The organism is Chryseobacterium vietnamense (genome assembly GCF_031454475.1).
Lineage (GTDB): Bacteria > Bacteroidota > Bacteroidia > Flavobacteriales > Weeksellaceae > Chryseobacterium > Chryseobacterium vietnamense.
The window spans coordinates 845,520-862,088 of sequence record NZ_JAVDQX010000001.1; the positions used below are offsets into that span (position 1 = coordinate 845,520).

General features: G+C 37.1%; 14 protein-coding genes. 11 read left to right on the forward strand and 3 right to left on the reverse strand.

Annotated elements, in window-relative coordinates:
• Window positions 1–281: 281 nt before the first annotated feature.
• The 10 genes from pdhA to J2786_RS03820 all read left to right on the forward strand — a co-directional run bounded on the left by pdhA (window position 282) and on the right by J2786_RS03820 (window position 9,606).
• A complete protein-coding gene (pdhA, locus tag J2786_RS03775; RefSeq protein ID WP_047431233.1) occupies window positions 282–1,283 on the forward strand; it encodes a pyruvate dehydrogenase (acetyl-transferring) E1 component subunit alpha in 1,002 nt (333 codons plus the stop codon).
• A 108-nt stretch (window positions 1,284–1,391) separates the two neighbouring features.
• Window positions 1,392–2,987, forward strand: a complete 1,596-nt coding sequence (locus tag J2786_RS03780) for a dihydrolipoyl dehydrogenase family protein (RefSeq protein ID WP_310024028.1) — start codon at window positions 1,392–1,394, stop codon at window positions 2,985–2,987.
• A gap of 304 nt (window positions 2,988–3,291) precedes the next feature.
• Window positions 3,292–3,960: an ABC transporter ATP-binding protein gene (locus tag J2786_RS03785; protein ID WP_047431228.1), complete on the forward strand. Its 669-nt coding sequence runs from the start codon at window positions 3,292–3,294 to the stop codon at window positions 3,958–3,960.
• A 16-nt stretch (window positions 3,961–3,976) separates the two neighbouring features.
• Entirely contained in the window at window positions 3,977–4,555 is a 579-nt protein-coding gene (locus J2786_RS03790) for a murein L,D-transpeptidase catalytic domain-containing protein (protein ID WP_047431226.1), read from the forward strand.
• Window positions 4,556–4,580: 25 nt separating this feature from the next.
• Window positions 4,581–5,258 carry a RadC family protein gene (gene radC, locus J2786_RS03795; RefSeq protein ID WP_047431223.1) on the forward strand — a complete coding sequence of 226 codons (678 nt, stop codon included), beginning with the start codon at window positions 4,581–4,583 and terminating at the stop codon, window positions 5,256–5,258.
• The gene (locus J2786_RS03800) at window positions 5,255–6,169 is read left to right on the forward strand and encodes a hypothetical protein (protein ID WP_052186975.1); all 915 of its coding nucleotides are present in this window, start codon (window positions 5,255–5,257) and stop codon (window positions 6,167–6,169) included. The genes radC and J2786_RS03800 overlap by 4 nt, the downstream gene beginning before the upstream one ends.
• Before the next feature lie 109 nt (window positions 6,170–6,278).
• Window positions 6,279–7,175 (forward strand): phytanoyl-CoA dioxygenase family protein, encoded by an 897-nt coding sequence (locus tag J2786_RS03805; RefSeq protein WP_310024034.1) that lies wholly within the window; start codon window positions 6,279–6,281, stop codon window positions 7,173–7,175.
• Between the two features lie 88 nt (window positions 7,176–7,263).
• Window positions 7,264–8,439 carry a hypothetical protein gene (locus J2786_RS03810; RefSeq protein ID WP_047431219.1) on the forward strand — a complete coding sequence of 392 codons (1,176 nt, stop codon included), beginning with the start codon at window positions 7,264–7,266 and terminating at the stop codon, window positions 8,437–8,439.
• Window positions 8,440–8,463: 24 nt separating this feature from the next.
• On the forward strand, window positions 8,464–8,976 hold the full coding sequence (locus J2786_RS03815; protein ID WP_047431217.1) for a DUF7935 family protein: 513 nt from the start codon (window positions 8,464–8,466) through the stop codon (window positions 8,974–8,976).
• Between the two features lie 18 nt (window positions 8,977–8,994).
• Window positions 8,995–9,606, forward strand: a complete 612-nt coding sequence (locus tag J2786_RS03820; RefSeq protein WP_047431214.1) for an inorganic pyrophosphatase — start codon at window positions 8,995–8,997, stop codon at window positions 9,604–9,606.
• 95 nt (window positions 9,607–9,701) lie between these two features.
• Here J2786_RS03820 and J2786_RS03825 read toward each other — a convergent pair whose 3' ends face one another.
• On the reverse strand, window positions 9,702–10,661 hold the full coding sequence (locus J2786_RS03825; protein WP_047431213.1) for a SphA family protein: 960 nt from the start codon (window positions 10,659–10,661) through the stop codon (window positions 9,702–9,704).
• Between the two features lie 25 nt (window positions 10,662–10,686).
• A complete protein-coding gene (locus J2786_RS03830; protein WP_310024037.1) occupies window positions 10,687–12,408 on the reverse strand; it encodes an amidohydrolase in 1,722 nt (573 codons plus the stop codon).
• 134 nt (window positions 12,409–12,542) lie between these two features.
• Between J2786_RS03830 and J2786_RS03835 the strand changes: the two genes are divergently transcribed.
• Window positions 12,543–15,275 carry a sodium-translocating pyrophosphatase gene (locus tag J2786_RS03835; RefSeq protein WP_047431207.1) on the forward strand — a complete coding sequence of 911 codons (2,733 nt, stop codon included), beginning with the start codon at window positions 12,543–12,545 and terminating at the stop codon, window positions 15,273–15,275.
• A 141-nt stretch (window positions 15,276–15,416) separates the two neighbouring features.
• Here J2786_RS03835 and J2786_RS03840 read toward each other — a convergent pair whose 3' ends face one another.
• Complete coding sequence (locus J2786_RS03840; RefSeq protein ID WP_047431204.1) at window positions 15,417–16,556, reverse strand: aminotransferase class I/II-fold pyridoxal phosphate-dependent enzyme; 1,140 nt, start codon at window positions 16,554–16,556, stop codon at window positions 15,417–15,419.
• Window positions 16,557–16,569 lie beyond the last annotated feature (13 nt).

Genomic DNA, 16,569 nt, shown 5'->3' on the forward strand with positions numbered 1-16,569 from the left:
AATAGAAGAACAAAATGTAATGAATTTCAATATCTCAGAATCATATATTTTTTCAGAAAAGCATTATGGGTAGGGTGATTTCAGGGATCTGACAGGAAGAATATAAAGGATAAAACGCAGTTTTGTCATTCTTCCAAGGGGTCGGAAATTAAGAATAATCCATACAGCCCGCAAATAGATTTTGCAGAAAAATCGAAAAGTTATGTATGTATAGAATAAAAACAAAGTTTTTTTCATAATTTTGCTCAACTATTTCATCATAAAAAAGCAAGAGCTAACACATGAAAGAATTTTCTAAAGAGGTATACCTGAAGTGGTATGAAGATATGACAATGTGGAGAAGGTTTGAAGACAAATGCCGTTCTCTTTACCTAAAACAAAAGATCAGAGGATTTTTACATTTGTATAACGGTCAGGAAGCTATCCCTGCCGGTTTTACACATGCAATGGATCTTACAAAGGATAGTATGATTACTGCTTACAGATGTCACATCCATCCAATGGCGATGGGAGTAGATCCTAAAAGAATCATGGCAGAACTTTGTGGTAAAGCTACAGGAACATCCGGAGGTATGGGTGGATCTATGCACATTTTCAGTAAAGAACACCGTTTTTACGGAGGACATGGTATCGTTGGAGGACAAATTCCATTAGGTGCAGGTATTGCTTTTGCAGATAAATATTTCGACAGAAAAGCAGTAAACATCTGTTTCTTTGGTGATGGTGCTGCAAGACAGGGTTCTTTACATGAAACCTTCAACATGGCAATGAACTGGAAACTTCCTGTAGTATTTGTTGTAGAAAACAACCAATATGCAATGGGAACTTCTGTAAAAAGAACGGCCAACCACGAAGATATCTATAAATTAGGATTAGGATACGAAATGCCTTGCCTTGCTGTTGATGCAATGGATCCTGAAAAAGTGGCAGAAGCTGCTTACGAAGCTATTGAAAGAGCAAGAAGAGGAGACGGACCTACTTTCATTGAAGCAAGAACTTACCGTTACAGAGGACACTCTATGTCTGATGCTGAGCCATACAGATCTAAAGAAGAAGTTGCTCTTCATAAAAATGACGACCCAATCGAATTGATAAAACATAGAATTTTAGAAAACGGATGGGCTACAGAAGCAGAATTGGAAGTGATGGATAACAAGTCCAGAGACTTTGTTGAAGAGTGTATCGAATTTATGGAAAACTCTCCGTACCCGGATACAGAAAAAATCTATGAGTATGTATATGCTCAGGAAGATTATCCATTCCTAGACAAATTAGAAAACTAAAAGATAATGAGTTAATTTGACAATTTGAGAATTTGAAAATGTGATAGATGATGTCCTTTTTTAATTTTCAAATTTTCAGATTGCTAAATTTTCAAATTAAAATAAATTATGGCAGAAGTAATTACGATGCCCCGCCTGTCCGACACGATGACGGAAGGTAAGGTGGCAAAATGGCATAAAAAAGTAGGAGATAAAGTAAAAGAAGGAGATATTTTAGCTGAAATTGAAACTGATAAAGCAGTTCAGGATTTCGAATCTGAAATAGAAGGGACCCTTTTATACGTAGGTGTAGAAGAAGGTGCTGCTGCTGCTGTAGACTCTGTTTTAGCTATCATCGGGAATGAAGGAGAAGATATTTCAGGATTGACAGGCGGAGCTGCCGCTCCCAATGCAGGTTCTGAAGAGAAAAAGTCAGAAGAACAGCCTAAAGCAGAAACTGCTGAACCTGCTGCTGCAGAAGTTCCCGCAGGAGTAGAAATTATTACAATGCCAAGACTTTCTGATACAATGACAGAAGGTAAGGTCGCTAAATGGCACAAAAATGTAGGTGATACAGTAAAAGAAGGAGATCTTCTTGCTGAGATCGAAACAGATAAAGCAGTACAGGATTTCGAATCTGAATTCAATGGAGTATTATTGAAGCAGGGGGTAGAAGAAGGAGGTGCTGCTCCGGTTGATTCCGTATTGGCAATCATTGGCCCTGCAGGAACAGATGTTTCTGCTGTAGGTGCTCCAAAAGCAGTGGGTCAGTCCACGGAAAAACCAGCTGAACCAAAAGCAGAGGCTAAAACAGAAGAAAAAGCTGCTCCGGCTGCTCAGACTTCATCTTCTGACAGAGTGGCAATCTCTCCACTGGCTAAGAAAATGGCTCAGGATAAAGGAGTTGATATCAACAGTGTTCAGGGATCTGGTGAAAACGGAAGAATCGTTAAAAAAGATATTGAAAATTATCAGCCAGCTGCAAAACCAGCTGCTTCAGCTCCTGCGGCAAGTGCTGCTCCTGTTGCAGTAAGCTTTGTACAAGGTGAAGATACAGAAACTCCAAATTCACAGGTAAGAAATATCATTGCAAAACGTCTTTCTGAAAGTAAATTCTCCGCACCTCATTACTATCTGATGGTTGAGATTAATATGGATAAGGCAATTGAAGCAAGAAAAGAAATCAATTCTTTACCTGATACTAAAATCTCTTTCAATGATATGATTATTAAAGCGACTGCAATTGCTTTAAGAAAACACCCTCAGGTAAATTCAAGCTGGGCAGGGGATAAGATCATTCACAGAGGAAATATCAACATTGGTGTAGCGGTAGCTATCCCAGACGGACTGGTAGTTCCTGTATTGAAAAATACAGATCAGATGACGTATACTCAGATTTCTGCATCCGTAAAAGATATGGCTTCAAGAGCTAAGAGCAAAGGTCTTAAGGCTAACGAAATGGAAGGATCTACATTCTCTATTTCAAACTTAGGAATGTTTGGAATCGAAACGTTTACAAGTATCATTAATCAACCAAACTCTGCTATCCTTTCAGTAGGAGCAATTATCGAGAAACCAATCGTTAAAGATGGTCAGATTGTAGTTGGAAACACCATGAAGCTTTCATTGGCATGTGACCACAGAGTAGTAGACGGTGCTACTGGTGCTCAGTTCCTGCAGACATTAAGAACATATTTAGAAAGTCCATTAACATTGTTACTGTAATTTTCTGAATTGAAAATAGTGAAACCTCCCAAATTGGGAGGTTTTTTGTTTTTGTGGGTAAATGAAAATGATGATAAATGCCAAACCTATAAGGTTTCAAAAACCTTATAGGTTTAGAAAGGTTTAGAAAAAAGCTCTATTAAAAATGTTTTTATAAAAAATAAGACTGTAGTAATTAAAAAAATTAATAGAAAAGAACTGTATAAATGGATCAGAGAAATCTAATTCTAATAAATCTAAAATAAAATACAAACCGCTTCAAAAAGCGGTTTTTTATTTGCAGGCAATTCACTATTTTTGAATCATGATTAAAGCAAGAAATATCCATAAGTCTTATGGGAATTTAGAAGTACTGAAAGGAGTTGATATTCATATCAAAACAGGAGAGGTGGTTTCTATTGTGGGAGAATCAGGGGCAGGTAAATCTACACTGTTGCAGATTTTAGGAACACTGGATCATCCTACCCAATCCGGTAAGTATGATACGGAGATTGAAATAGCAGGAGAGTCATTTATTAACATGAATGATAAGCAGCTGTCGAAGTTCAGAAATCAGAATATCGGTTTCGTATTTCAGTTTCATCAGCTTCTTCCAGAGTTTACAGCGCTGGAAAATGTCTTGCTTCCTACAAAAATAGCAGGAGCCAACGAAAGAGAAGCTCTTGAAAAAGCTTATGCTTTATTTGAAGACCTGAAGATAGAACAGAGGCTGAATCATAAACCCAACCAGCTTTCAGGTGGAGAGGCACAGAGGGTAGCGGTGGCAAGGGCTTTAATTAATTCTCCGAAAATCATTTTTGCGGATGAACCTACCGGTAACCTTGATTCCAAGAATGCGGATGATCTTCACCGACTGTTCTTTGATCTTAGAGATAAATACAATCAAACTTTTGTCATTGTAACCCATAACCCGAATCTTGCAGAAATTACAGACCGCAAGCTTGTTATGAAAGACGGAATGATCATAGAGTAGCACTATACAACGCCAGATGATGAAACACTTTATTTTTCTTTTTTTAATTTTAATTTCCTGTTCAAAAGCTGAATCCCAGCAGTTGAATCCGTTGGGTATTCCTCAGACAAGAATTTCGGAAATTAAAAATTTTATTAAAGGAAAAGAGTACAATCAGGAACTGGCTGTTTTTATCAACTTTAAAATCCCCTCGGGGAAGTATCGTTATTTTGTTTATAACCTGAAAAACAATACAATTCTGCAGCAGGCTGTAGTTTCTCATGGTTCAGGTTCTGTCATTCCAAAATCGGATGCTTTAAAATTCAGTAATGTTGAAGGCTCTTATCAGTCATCCCTTGGAAAATATGCTATCGGAGAAAGCTATGTGGGGAAATTTGGGAAAGTTTACCGCCTGGCAGGACTGGATGTTACCAACAGCAATGCCATGCAGAGAGCAATCGTTCTTCATTCTTACGGATGCATTCCTGACGCAGAATCGCAGGCTCCTGCATGTCTGAGTTTAGGATGCCCTATGCTTTCTGTAAATGCCCTCAAAGAAACGGCAAAATATATTGATAGTTCTACAAAACCTGTCATTTTATATGCTTTCTATTAATTGATAATATTCGTAATATTTTTCCATGGCCATAAAACTCCTAGCTGAAGATGACAGACCCAGAGAAAAGTTTTTGCAGAAAGGCAAAAGCTCACTTTCTGATTCTGAACTTCTGGCAATTATTATGGGAAGCGGAAATAGAGAGGAAGACGCTTTGGAATTAGCAAGGAAAATTTTAATTTCCGTCAATAATAGCTGGCATGAATTAAGCTTACTTTCTGCCAAGGATCTGATGAAATTCAAAGGTATCGGAGAATCAAAAGCCATCTCAATTATTTCAGCTTTAGAAATCGGAAGAAGAAGAGCTGTACAGGAAATTCCTGAAAAAACAATTATCGGAAACAGCCATGATGCTTATGCAATTCTGAGAAATCAGCTTTCCGATCTGAGAACAGAAGAGTTTTGGGCGATTTTCCTAAATAATAGTAATAAAGTAATTCATGTATCTCAACTCACGCAGGGAGGAATCAGCCAGTCTATTGTAGATGTAAGAACCCTTTACAAAGCCGCATTGGATCATTTTTCAACCGGTATTATCATTGCCCACAACCATCCTTCCGGAAGCTTAAAACCAAGCCGGGAAGATATCAATATCACACAGAAAATAAAAGAAGCGGGAAATACATTAAGTATTCAGCTTTTAGACCATATTATTGTCACGCAGGATTCTTATTTTAGTTTCTCAGACGCAGGATTATTATGATTAGAAGATTGAAATACCATGAAATTGATTTTGCAAAATATGCTCAATGTTTAGAAAATTCCGAACAAAGAAAATATTCTGCAGCAAAAGATTTTCTGGACACTACTTCTACAATGCCATGGGATATTCTGGTTTATAAAGATTATGAAGCGGTGATGCCCGTCCCTTTTGTGAGAAAATATGGGATGAAAATTGTCCATAACCCTAAACTTTGCCAGCAGCTTGGTGTTTTTTCTGAGAAAGATAACCTTGAACTTAATGAAGCTTTTTTAGAATATCTGGAAAAAAATTATATGATAAGGGCATATCCTTTCAATGATGTCAATCAGCTTCGTACAAAGATCAGAATCAAGAAAAACTTTTTACTATATCCTGAGGCTTATGAGAAAGTATATTCGAGATATTCACCCAAAAGAAAAAGAAAACTTCGGTTAGATGAAGCTGTTGTAAAAGAATCAGAAATTAAAACAATTCCTTATGAGAAAGCAAAAGCTTTTATTGAATCCAATACGATAGGGCTGAACAAAGACCATGATCTTTCTGAATTCATGAGAATTTTCGAGAGCTTTTATAAGTCCGGATATCTGAAATTCACAGCTTTTTACTATCAGAAAAAGATTGCTAATGTGATTGCTACGTATTCGGATAGTAATATGGTAGCACTTTTAGGGAATTTTAATGATAAAGATTATGTCAGATTATCAGGAGCATCTGTATTGATTGATCATGTTATTAAAGAAAATATAGAAACTCATATCTTTGATTTCGAAGGAGGAGAACTTCCCAATATTGAAGAGTTTTTCAGGGGATTTCGCCCCGAATTAAGACCTTACGGAATTATTGAAAATTCAAAAATGAACCTTTTCAAAAAGTTAGCATATCTTGTAGTAAGAGGAAGGTCTTTTTTATGATGAAAAGCATTGTTTAGATTGGTTCTAATTAAGTAATATTCCGTAACTTTATAAAATCCTTAGTAAAACAGTTATGTTACAACAGATTCGTCAGTACAAATTGTCATACATGCTTTATAACTTATTTAAAAAAAATAAATTAAAGCATAATATTCCCTTATATAAAAAATACGGAATCAATAAGAGCTATTTTTCAAGTATTTCAAGCAAAGATTTTGCCCACCTTCCCGCCAGCGAAAGGACTCTGGATGATACAAAACTGCAGGAAACTCCTTTTTTTAAGAAACTTTCTGAAGAAAATAAAGAAAGTGCTCTTCAGTATGATGAGAATGGCTATATGATTCTGAGGAATTACCTCACTCCGGAAACAGCAGATCAGATCAATACTGAAATTGATAAATTGATGGAGGATGGAACTTTGAAATTTATCTATGGAGGAAAACTGATGTTTGCAATCCATCATTCTGAAATCATTAAAAATATAGGAAGTAATAAAGAACTTTTAGACTTTTTATCTGTTCTGCTGGATGGAAAATCGAAGCTTTTCCAAAGTATCAACTTCATCAACGGAAGCCAGCAGAAAACCCATTCTGACAGTATTCACATGACCACATATCCATTGGGAGGATTACTTGGAGTATGGATTGCGCTGGAAGATGTAGATGAAAGTAACGGTGCTCTTCACTATATTCCTAAAAGCCATAAACTCCCTTATTTTTTGAATTCAGATTACGATAATGAAGGGACATCCCTGAAAATAGGAAAGAAAAGCTACAGAGCTTATGAAACTTTCCTTGAAGATAAAGTAAAAGAATTAGGTTTAAAAAAAGAAATTTTTAAAGCAAAAAAAGGGGATTTACTAATCTGGCATGCCAATATTCTTCACGGAGGAGAGCCTCACACAAATAAAAACAGAACGAGAAAAAGTCTTGTATATCATTTCTTTGACGAAAATAGTGTGTGCTATCACGAAGTAACTCAAAGGCCGGCGCTCTTTGAACTTTAACTAAGGCTTATCCTTTATTATAAAAGCTTTTATAAGAATATAAGTTTAAAAGATAGTTTTTTTACATTTGTATTCATAATATCAGTGTATGGAAAAAAAGAAGAATATTCTTGTTTTAATATTTTCAATGTATGTATGCTTTATGTCATACTACCTGTATAACAACCATTATTACAACACTGATATGGAAGCCTATATGGGGCTGATTTATAAAACGGAATATCCTGAAATGAAAATTGAAGAAATTCATCAGAAGGTATATGACGAGCTGAGGGAAAAGAATCCGGATTTTGCCGGACTTGGCCCTGTTGATCCAATGGTTGAAGAAATAGCAAAAGGGGAGAGCACATACTATAAAATCATTTCGCAAAATCCCAAAGCCTACGAAGAAGAGCTGCAGCTTTTTGTGGTAAAACCTTTTTATAATTTTATCGGCTGGTCATTATTTAAGCTTGGTTTCAGTGCTTCTGCCTCCATCTCTTTAATTTCAGTTATTTCGTATGCTTTGATACTTATTCTCATTTTCATCTTTTTGATAAAAATTCTGAAAAATTATCCTCTGGCCTTTATCCTTACTATTTTAATTTCACTATTCAAACCTTTGCCGGAGTCGGCCCGCCATGTTTCAGCAGATTCCTTATCATGTCTGTTGCTTCTTTTGAGCTTTTATGTGTTTTTAGTGAGGAAAAATTTCTTTTTTGCAGGCATATTAGCTATGCTGTGTGTCCTCACAAGGCCGGAATATTTTATATTGTACTCATTCTTATACGCCTTTATTTATTTTTACAGGAATAATCTCCGGATTAAAACAGGTACCTTATTGATATCTTACGGATATGTATTTCTTTCCTTCTTTTTAATACAGGCTTTTAATCAGGTTTTGTGGTCTACACTTTTTATGAATCAGTTTACAAAAGTGCAGATTTATCCTCTGTCACAGCCCGATCCGTTTTCCTTTTCAGATTATATTCATTTTATTAAAAGGAATATAATGTTGGAATTCAACTCTTCCTATTTTCCAATCTTGTTGATTTTCATGGTAATCATTTTGGCGAATCGTTTTTCATTTTATAATAAAAAAAATCAGGCTCAGCTCTTGTTTTTTGCTATTATTTATGGAGCTGTTATGTTGAGATTTTTGGTTTTTCCGTCTCTGGTAAACAGGATGATGCTTGGCTTTTATCTTATAATTATGCTTGCATTAGTCTATATACAAATTTCTAAAGTGGATATCTTTAAAAACTCTTTAGAAGACGGAAAATAATTAGTAATTTTGCAGTCTAAAATTATGACGAGTCTCTCAGGATATTTACCCTATGCATTTGCATTGATTATTGCAATTCCTTTTCTGGTTTTGCTCAGACAATTTGTACACTCATACATTACGCTTAAAAACCAGGAAATCAAATTACTCACTGTGAAGTCAAATTCAGAGAACAAAGCACATTCCTATGAAAGAATGACCTTGTTTCTGGACAGAATGAAACCTTCAAACCTTATACAGAGGTTTGACAGGGGATTAGCTGTTCATGAGTTTATTTACCTGACTGAAAAGGCAATCAATGAAGAATTTGAGTATAACTCTTCACAGCAGTTATACATTACAAAAAATTCATGGAAGAATATCGTAGACTCAAAAAATGCGATTATAGAACTGCTTCACAAAACGTATGACGGGTTGAAAGGAGAAGTTCAGCTGGATGAATTCAAAACGATTTTCATCATGAACTATATGGAAAGCAATGATTATATTGCTGAAACCATAGAAGATTTACGAAAAGAAATTTTAATAATAACTTAAAAAAATAACAGATAAATAATGATTCCAAATTTTAAAGCACATCCATGGCACGGAATTTCTGCAGGAGAAGATGCGCCAAATGTTGTAAACGTATTTGTGGAAATTGTTCCTTCAGATACTATTAAATATGAAGTAGATAAAGAAACAGGATACTTAAAGGTAGACAGACCGCAGAAATTTTCTAACATCATCCCTGCTTTATATGGTTTTGTTCCAAGAACATACTGTGATAAGGAAGTGATGAAACTTGCTGTAGAAGCAGGAGCTACGGATGTTACAATGGGAGATCATGACCCTCTTGATATTTGTGTTTTAAGTTCTCACAATATTCATGCTGGAGGTTTATTGATGGAAGCTATTCCAATCGGAGGTTTTAAAATGATCGATGGTGGAGAAGCTGATGATAAAATTGTAGCCGTAATGATCAACGACCATGCTTTCGGACATTTCAGAGATATCGCTGAATTACCTGAAGCAGAAGTTAGAAGATTAATGCACTACTTTCTAACGTACAAGAATTTACCAGATGAGCCTGCAAAATGCAGAATTCAGGAAGTTTATGGAGCTGAACATGCAAGAAAAGTGATTAAAGCTTCTCAGACAGACTACGCAGATAAATTCGGAGGATAATATTTCCTTTACAGACATACTAAAAAGGCAGATGAAAAATTCATCTGCCTTTTTGATTGATATCATTGAAATAATCTTCGATTTTTTTTGAAATACTAATGAGCGGTGCTTGGGAGTAAGAAATTAAGACCCACCTGAACAGCCGTTCCGCCAAACCTGTTTTCCACAGCGAAGTTTTGAGTGATTCTTCCCATCAATCCAATTTTCATAGGAACAATCCAGTAAGAAGCAAAGGCACCAATTCCAGCGATCTGATCAGAGACAAAGCCGCCATTCGTTCCTTTATCATTTCCAACCTGAGTTGTATAATGACCAAAAATACCCACTTCATCCCCCCTTGAATCTAAAACAAATGACCCGCCGGCATCTACTGTAAAGTGACTTCCTTCTTTAAAATCGGTATCTTTCTGCCACTGATTGACCTCCAGAGTCGTGGCAATACTGATATTGGTCTTAGAGGTCGGCTTCATTTTTCCGGCTACACGGATATTATGAGACCAATACCCATGCCCTCCATTATCCAGATCATGAGGTTTGTATTTTCCTGTAGGAGCCCAAACTCCATAATTAAAAGCATAGCTAAACTTTCCTTTGGTCCAGGATAGCCATATCGGCTGAATGTACATATCTCCAAACCCAATACTTTTATTGGTGAAAACATAATTCCCTGATCCGGTCTGGCTGGAGTAATAATCCAGTGCAATATTGGCGGTAGGACTATTCAGGGTAGGGATGATCATCATTCCCCAGTTGGCTCCTAGAATTTTTCCTTTTCCTCCATAAATGGCCATCAGAATAAAAGAATGAGTCTTTACATTCTGCTTGATATGCAATTCTGTAGGATTTCCCGGAGCAGGATTAATAAGCTGGTCAGACTTTTGGCCGGAAGCATTATGATAGTCCATGTTGGCATAGCCGTACCATACGGGAATAATCCATCCGGGATGTGGTGCAAAATAATCATTGGGGTTGAATGAAGAACCCGTGTAGTGACCTTGTCCAAAAGCGGATATTCCCCATAAAAGGCCCAAAATAAGTATAATAATTTTTTTCATAGTCAATGATCAGTTAGTCATCATCTTAATCTCTTTTATATAAAGTTTTACCTTCTTTGATGGTTTCTAAAACTTTGAGGTTTCTAAGATTTTCAGGACTTATCGTTAAAGGATTCTGATCCAGAATAACAAAGTCTGCCAGTTTACCCGCTTTAATAGACCCTTTTCTGTTTTCTTCCTGCAGTTGATAAGCTCCGTTGATGGTAATCGCTTTCAAGGCTTCAAGAGGAGTGATTCTTTCATTGGGTCCTAAAATCATCCCTGAACGTGTTTTTCTATTCACTGCGGCATATACTCCAGTGATCAGATCTGGTGGTGTAACCGGGGCGTCATGATGAATGGTAAACGTAATTCCTGCTTTTAATGCTGAGTGAGCAGGACTTATAAAAGCAGCTCTTTCAGGACCAAAAACACTTGAGTAATGCCAATCTCCCCATAAATAAGCATGAGTAGAAAAATAAGAAGGAATTACCCCTAATTCTTTTATCTTTTGAATATGATCAGGGCGGCTGTTTTGTACATGAATCAATGTGGCACGTAATTCCGGTTTGTATATATTTTCATCTTTTAACCTTTTAATAACACGTATAGCCTGATCTATTGCGGCATCTCCATTCACATGAAGCTGTGCGGTTATCTGATTTTGGAATAGTGTTTTCAGATCATTATACAATATTTCATCCGTAAATATGGGAAATCCTTTGTAGTCTTTAGACTGGCCTTCAGGTGGAACTAAATAAGGTTGAGTCAGCCAGGCTGTTTTTCCTTGTGGAGAACCATCATCAGAAAATTTGAACCCAGCCAGTTTCAGGCGGTTTTCATACTTCATATACTTTGGTTTGAAACGGCTGAAATCCTTTTTGAAATACTCATAATCAGGAAAGTAAACGATATCGGCTTTAAAAAGATTCTGGGACGCTGCTTTTTCTAACGGAGCAACACTTTCTCCCATAGTTCTTCCATCACAAATAGTAGTTTGTCCATAGCTGAGCCATTCATCCTGGGCTTTCATCAGATTTTTTATGGAGTGAACCTGGGTATCTTTGCCCTTATTCATTTTTTCCGTTAAGGTCAGTAAAGCAGTGAAACTTGCGTTCTCTTCTAATTTACCATTCAGTTTTCCTGTTTTTTTATCCCTGCCGATATGTCCTCCCTCAGGATCTTTTGAGGCTTCTGTGATTCCCAGAAGTTGCAGCATCGCACTGTTTGCTACGCTGGCATGACCAGAAGCATGAATAACAATAATAGGATTGGTTTTACTGATAACATCCAGCTCTGCTTTTGTAGGATGACGATGTTCTGTCATAATGGCATCATCATAACCATTTCCGATAATCGGCTGCTTACCTGTGATTTTATTGTCCTTGATGTAGTTCTTAACCGTAATCTGTAAATCTTTAATTGAATTCACCGTTCCATAAGGTTCAGGCGATAAGTCTACAGCGTCCATCATCCCGGCTCTTGAAGTAAGATGCCCATGGACATCTATAAAGCCGGGAAGAAGAGTTTTTCCATTGAGGTTAATCAATTTTGTGGCTGGCTCTGAAAAGCGCTCTGCATCCGATTTTGTTCCGGCAAAAAGTATTTTACCATCTTTTACTGCTACAGCTTCAACCTGGGGAGAAGAATCCTCCATTGTTATAATAGGACCTCCAAAATAGAGGATCTCAGCTTTTTCTTGTGGAATCTTATGGTGACAGCTGCTTATGCCTGCAGATAATAAAAGAGTATATAGTATCCTTTTCATAAATAATTAATTCAAATCATGGTGAGAAACAAATTTACAAAATAATAGATTATTATTAGTGAATTTTATTATGTGTTTATAATTTCATTATATTTATAAGACTAATCTCAATTTTTAATATAAAATAATAAACTATGGATCTATTTATGTTAGTGCCAATTTTTGGTGTCATAGCTTTGCTTTATACATTTCTTCAGAGCAACTGGGTCAACAAGCAGAATGCCGGAAATGAAAAAATGAAAACAATCAGCGGCCATATTGCAGATGGTGCAATGGCTTTTCTAAAGGCTGAATACAAAATCTTAACTTACTTTGTTGTAGTTGTCGCCATTCTGTTAGCAGTGATGGGATCAACGAATGCCAATTCCCACTGGAGTATCGGTATCGCCTTTGCAGTAGGTGCCATATTTTCAGCATGTGCTGGCTTTATCGGGATGAAAATAGCTACCAAAGCTAATGTCCGAACGGCAGAAGCAGCAAGAACTTCATTATCAAAGGCACTTAAAGTATCTTTTACAGGTGGTTCTGTAATGGGAATGGGCGTTGCCGGACTTGCTGTTTTAGGTTTGGGAGCGTTATTTCTGATTATTAAACAGATTTTTGCCCCTGAAGCTACAGTGGATTCCCATGAAATGGAAAGAACAATTGAAATTCTTACAGGATTTTCTCTGGGAGCTGAATCCATAGCGCTTTTTGCAAGAGTAGGAGGTGGTATTTATACAAAAGCGGCAGATGTAGGTGCTGACCTTGTAGGAAAAGTAGAAGCCGGAATTCCTGAAGATGACCCCCGAAATCCCGCTACCATTGCAGATAATGTAGGAGATAACGTAGGAGATGTTGCGGGAATGGGAGCCGACCTTTTTGGTTCTTATGTAGCGACAGTTCTGGCTACCATGGTATTAGGCAGGGAAACTGTTTCCGATGATGCTTTCGGAGGTTTTGCTCCAATCCTTTTACCCATGCTGATTGCAGGAACAGGAATTATATTTTCAATGATCGGAACTTTATTTGTGAAAATTAATGATAATGAAGGGTCATCCACTTCCAGCGTACAAAACGCATTAAATCTTGGAAACTGGGGAAGTATTGTAATTACTGCCATTGCGTCCTATTTTCTGGTAACCTATATCCTTCCCGAAAAAATGGTTCTGAGAGGACATGAGTTTACGAAAATGGGAGTATTCGGAGCGATAATGGTTGGATTGGTTGTAGGAACCTTAATGAGTATTATTACAGAATATTACACTGCTATGGGGAAAAGACCGGTTTCCAGTATTGTGAGACAATCTTCTACAGGGCATGCAACCAATATTATCGGCGGACTTTCTGTGGGGATGGAATCTACTTTACTTCCTATTATTGTACTTGCAGGAGGAATCTATGGCTCTTATTTGTGTGCAGGACTTTACGGTGTAGCTATTGCAGCTGCCGGAATGATGGCGACTACAGCAATGCAGCTTGCTATCGATGCTTTCGGACCCATTGCAGATAATGCCGGAGGTATCGCTGAAATGAGTGAACTTCCCAAAGAAGTACGTGAAAAAACAGATATTCTGGATGCTGTAGGAAATACAACGGCAGCTACCGGAAAAGGATTTGCCATTGCTTCAGCTGCTTTAACAGCTTTGGCTTTATTTGCAGCTTTTGTAGGAATTGCAGGAATTGATGGTATTGATATTTACAGAGCAGATGTTCTTGCCGGACTTTTTGTCGGAGGAATGATTCCGTTTATCTTTTCATCACTTGCCATTACAGCGGTGGGACAGGCGGCCATGGCGATGGTAGAGGAAGTAAGAAGACAGTTCCGCGAAATTCCGGGAATTCTGGAAGGGAAAGCACAGCCTGAATATGAGAAGTGTGTTGCCATTTCTACCGATGCATCCATCAGAAAAATGATGCTTCCTGGTGCTATTGCCATTGTTTCCCCTTTATTAATCGGATTTATTTTCGGCCCTGAAGTATTGGGAGGATTTCTTGCTGGTGCTACCGTATGTGGTGTTTTAATGGGAATGTTCCAGAACAACGCAGGAGGTGCCTGGGACAATGCTAAAAAATCCTTTGAAAAAGGAGTTGATATCAATGGACAGACGTATTACAAAGGTTCGGAACCTCATAAAGCATCCGTAACAGGAGATACCGTGGGAGATCCGTTTAAAGATACATCAGGACCATCTATGAACATCCTGATCAAACTAATGTCAATTGTTTCTCTGGTGATTGCACCTACTTTGGCGGTTTTACATAAAGATAAAATTGAGGCTAACAGAAAAGCAAAAATTGAAAGTCTTACAGGAATTTCAAGCAGTGCACCCACTGTAAATGGAGATTCTAAAATAATTACGGTCATTCCGGGAGAAGTTAAAGGACATCTTAATGAAAACGGAGACTTTGTATATGAAACAGGAAATATTCAGAAAATAAAACTGGATGGAGGAAAAACAATTGCTATTGGTGATGGAAGCCAGCTTTACCAGCTTTATAATGTGGTGAAACAAAAAGATAAATCGGCTTTAGATCCTAATAAATGGTACACCATTGAAAACCTTTATTTTGAAACAGGTTCCAGTGATCTGAAAGCAGAATCCGCACTTCAGCTTAATACGTTGGCAGAAATTTTAAATGCTTATCCCGATCTGAAAATAAAATTGGGTGGATACACAGATAATAGCGGTAATGAGGATAGCAATATCAAATTATCTAATCTGAGAGTACAGACAGCAAAACTGAAACTTCTTGAGTTAGGTATTTCAGCAGATAGAATAGAAGCAGAAGGATATGGGTCACTACATCCTGTATGTGAAACTAATGACACTGATGAATGTAAAGCAAAAAACAGAAGAATTGACGTAAGAGTACTCGCTCTTTAAAATCAAAAAAGTATAATAAAAGCATCGCCCGGGCGGTGCTTTTTCGTATCTATTCAGGTCCTAAAAAATAAATGCAGCCAAAAATATCCATCATCATCTGTGAAAATCCGTGCAATCTGTGGGAAAAAATATGTGACAAGATTAAAGACTCTTTCTCAAATGTTCCAAGGCCTGAATAATGAGCTCATCTTTTTTAGCAAAACTAAACCTGATATAATCTGAATTATCTCTGGAATTATAAAAAGCAGAAAGCGGGAGACAGGAAACTTTTTTCTCAATCGTCAGCCATTTTGAAAACTCTACATCCGTCATGCTTTTAGAAATAGTCCTGAAATTAACCACCTGAAAAACACTTCCTTCGGATTGCTGTTCGATCAGAAATGGTGTTTCTTTAATCATTGCACTAAAAGTATCTCTTTTCTTCTGCATGAATTTTTTATTGATATCCGGATCAAATACATCGAGATATTTTGCGATAGCATATTGTGCCGGAGCATTCGCGCTGTATGAAATATACTGCTGATGACATTGAAATCTTGAGGTTAAACATTCAGAAGCGAGCATATAACTCACTTTCCAGCCAGAAGTATGAAACATTTTACCAAAAGAAAAAATGCAGAAAGTCCTTTCCCTAAGTCCCGGATGAATAAAAGAACTGTAATGTTCTTCTTCATCATAACAGTAAGTATCATATATTTCTTCAGAAATTAAATAAATATCGTGATCCTTAATCAGTTCATAAAGCTGGTTCCATTCTTCTTTCTTCCATACTTTTCCGGTTGGATTCTGGGGAGAATTGACAATGACGGCTTTTGTTTTTTGAGTGATACATTTTTTGAAAAGATCCCATTTGATTGTAAAGTCGCCATCAAGATCATAGTAAACTGGAATACCGCCATTCATCACAACAGCCGGCCCATAAGTATAATAAGAAGGCTGAATAATGATGACTTCATCGCCTTGATTCAGAATTGATTTCAGGGAAGTATATAAAGCAAAGGTTGCACAGGGAACAATAGTAATTTCCCTATTGGTGACTGATATACTGTGAGCCCGTTTTGTGTTGAAACGAATGATACTTTCTATCAGCAGAGGGCTGCCGGCAAGAGGTTCATAATGGTAAGTGTTTTTTTCAGCAGCTTCTTTTAAAAATTCGGAGAGGCGTTCATCAATATCAAAATCCGGGAGTCCCAAAGAAAGATCAAAGCTTCCGTGCCTGGTTGCCAGTTCCGACATCTCCGTAAAAAAGGAGTAATGAGTAAATCCGTAAATTTTATCCATCTATTTTGTATTT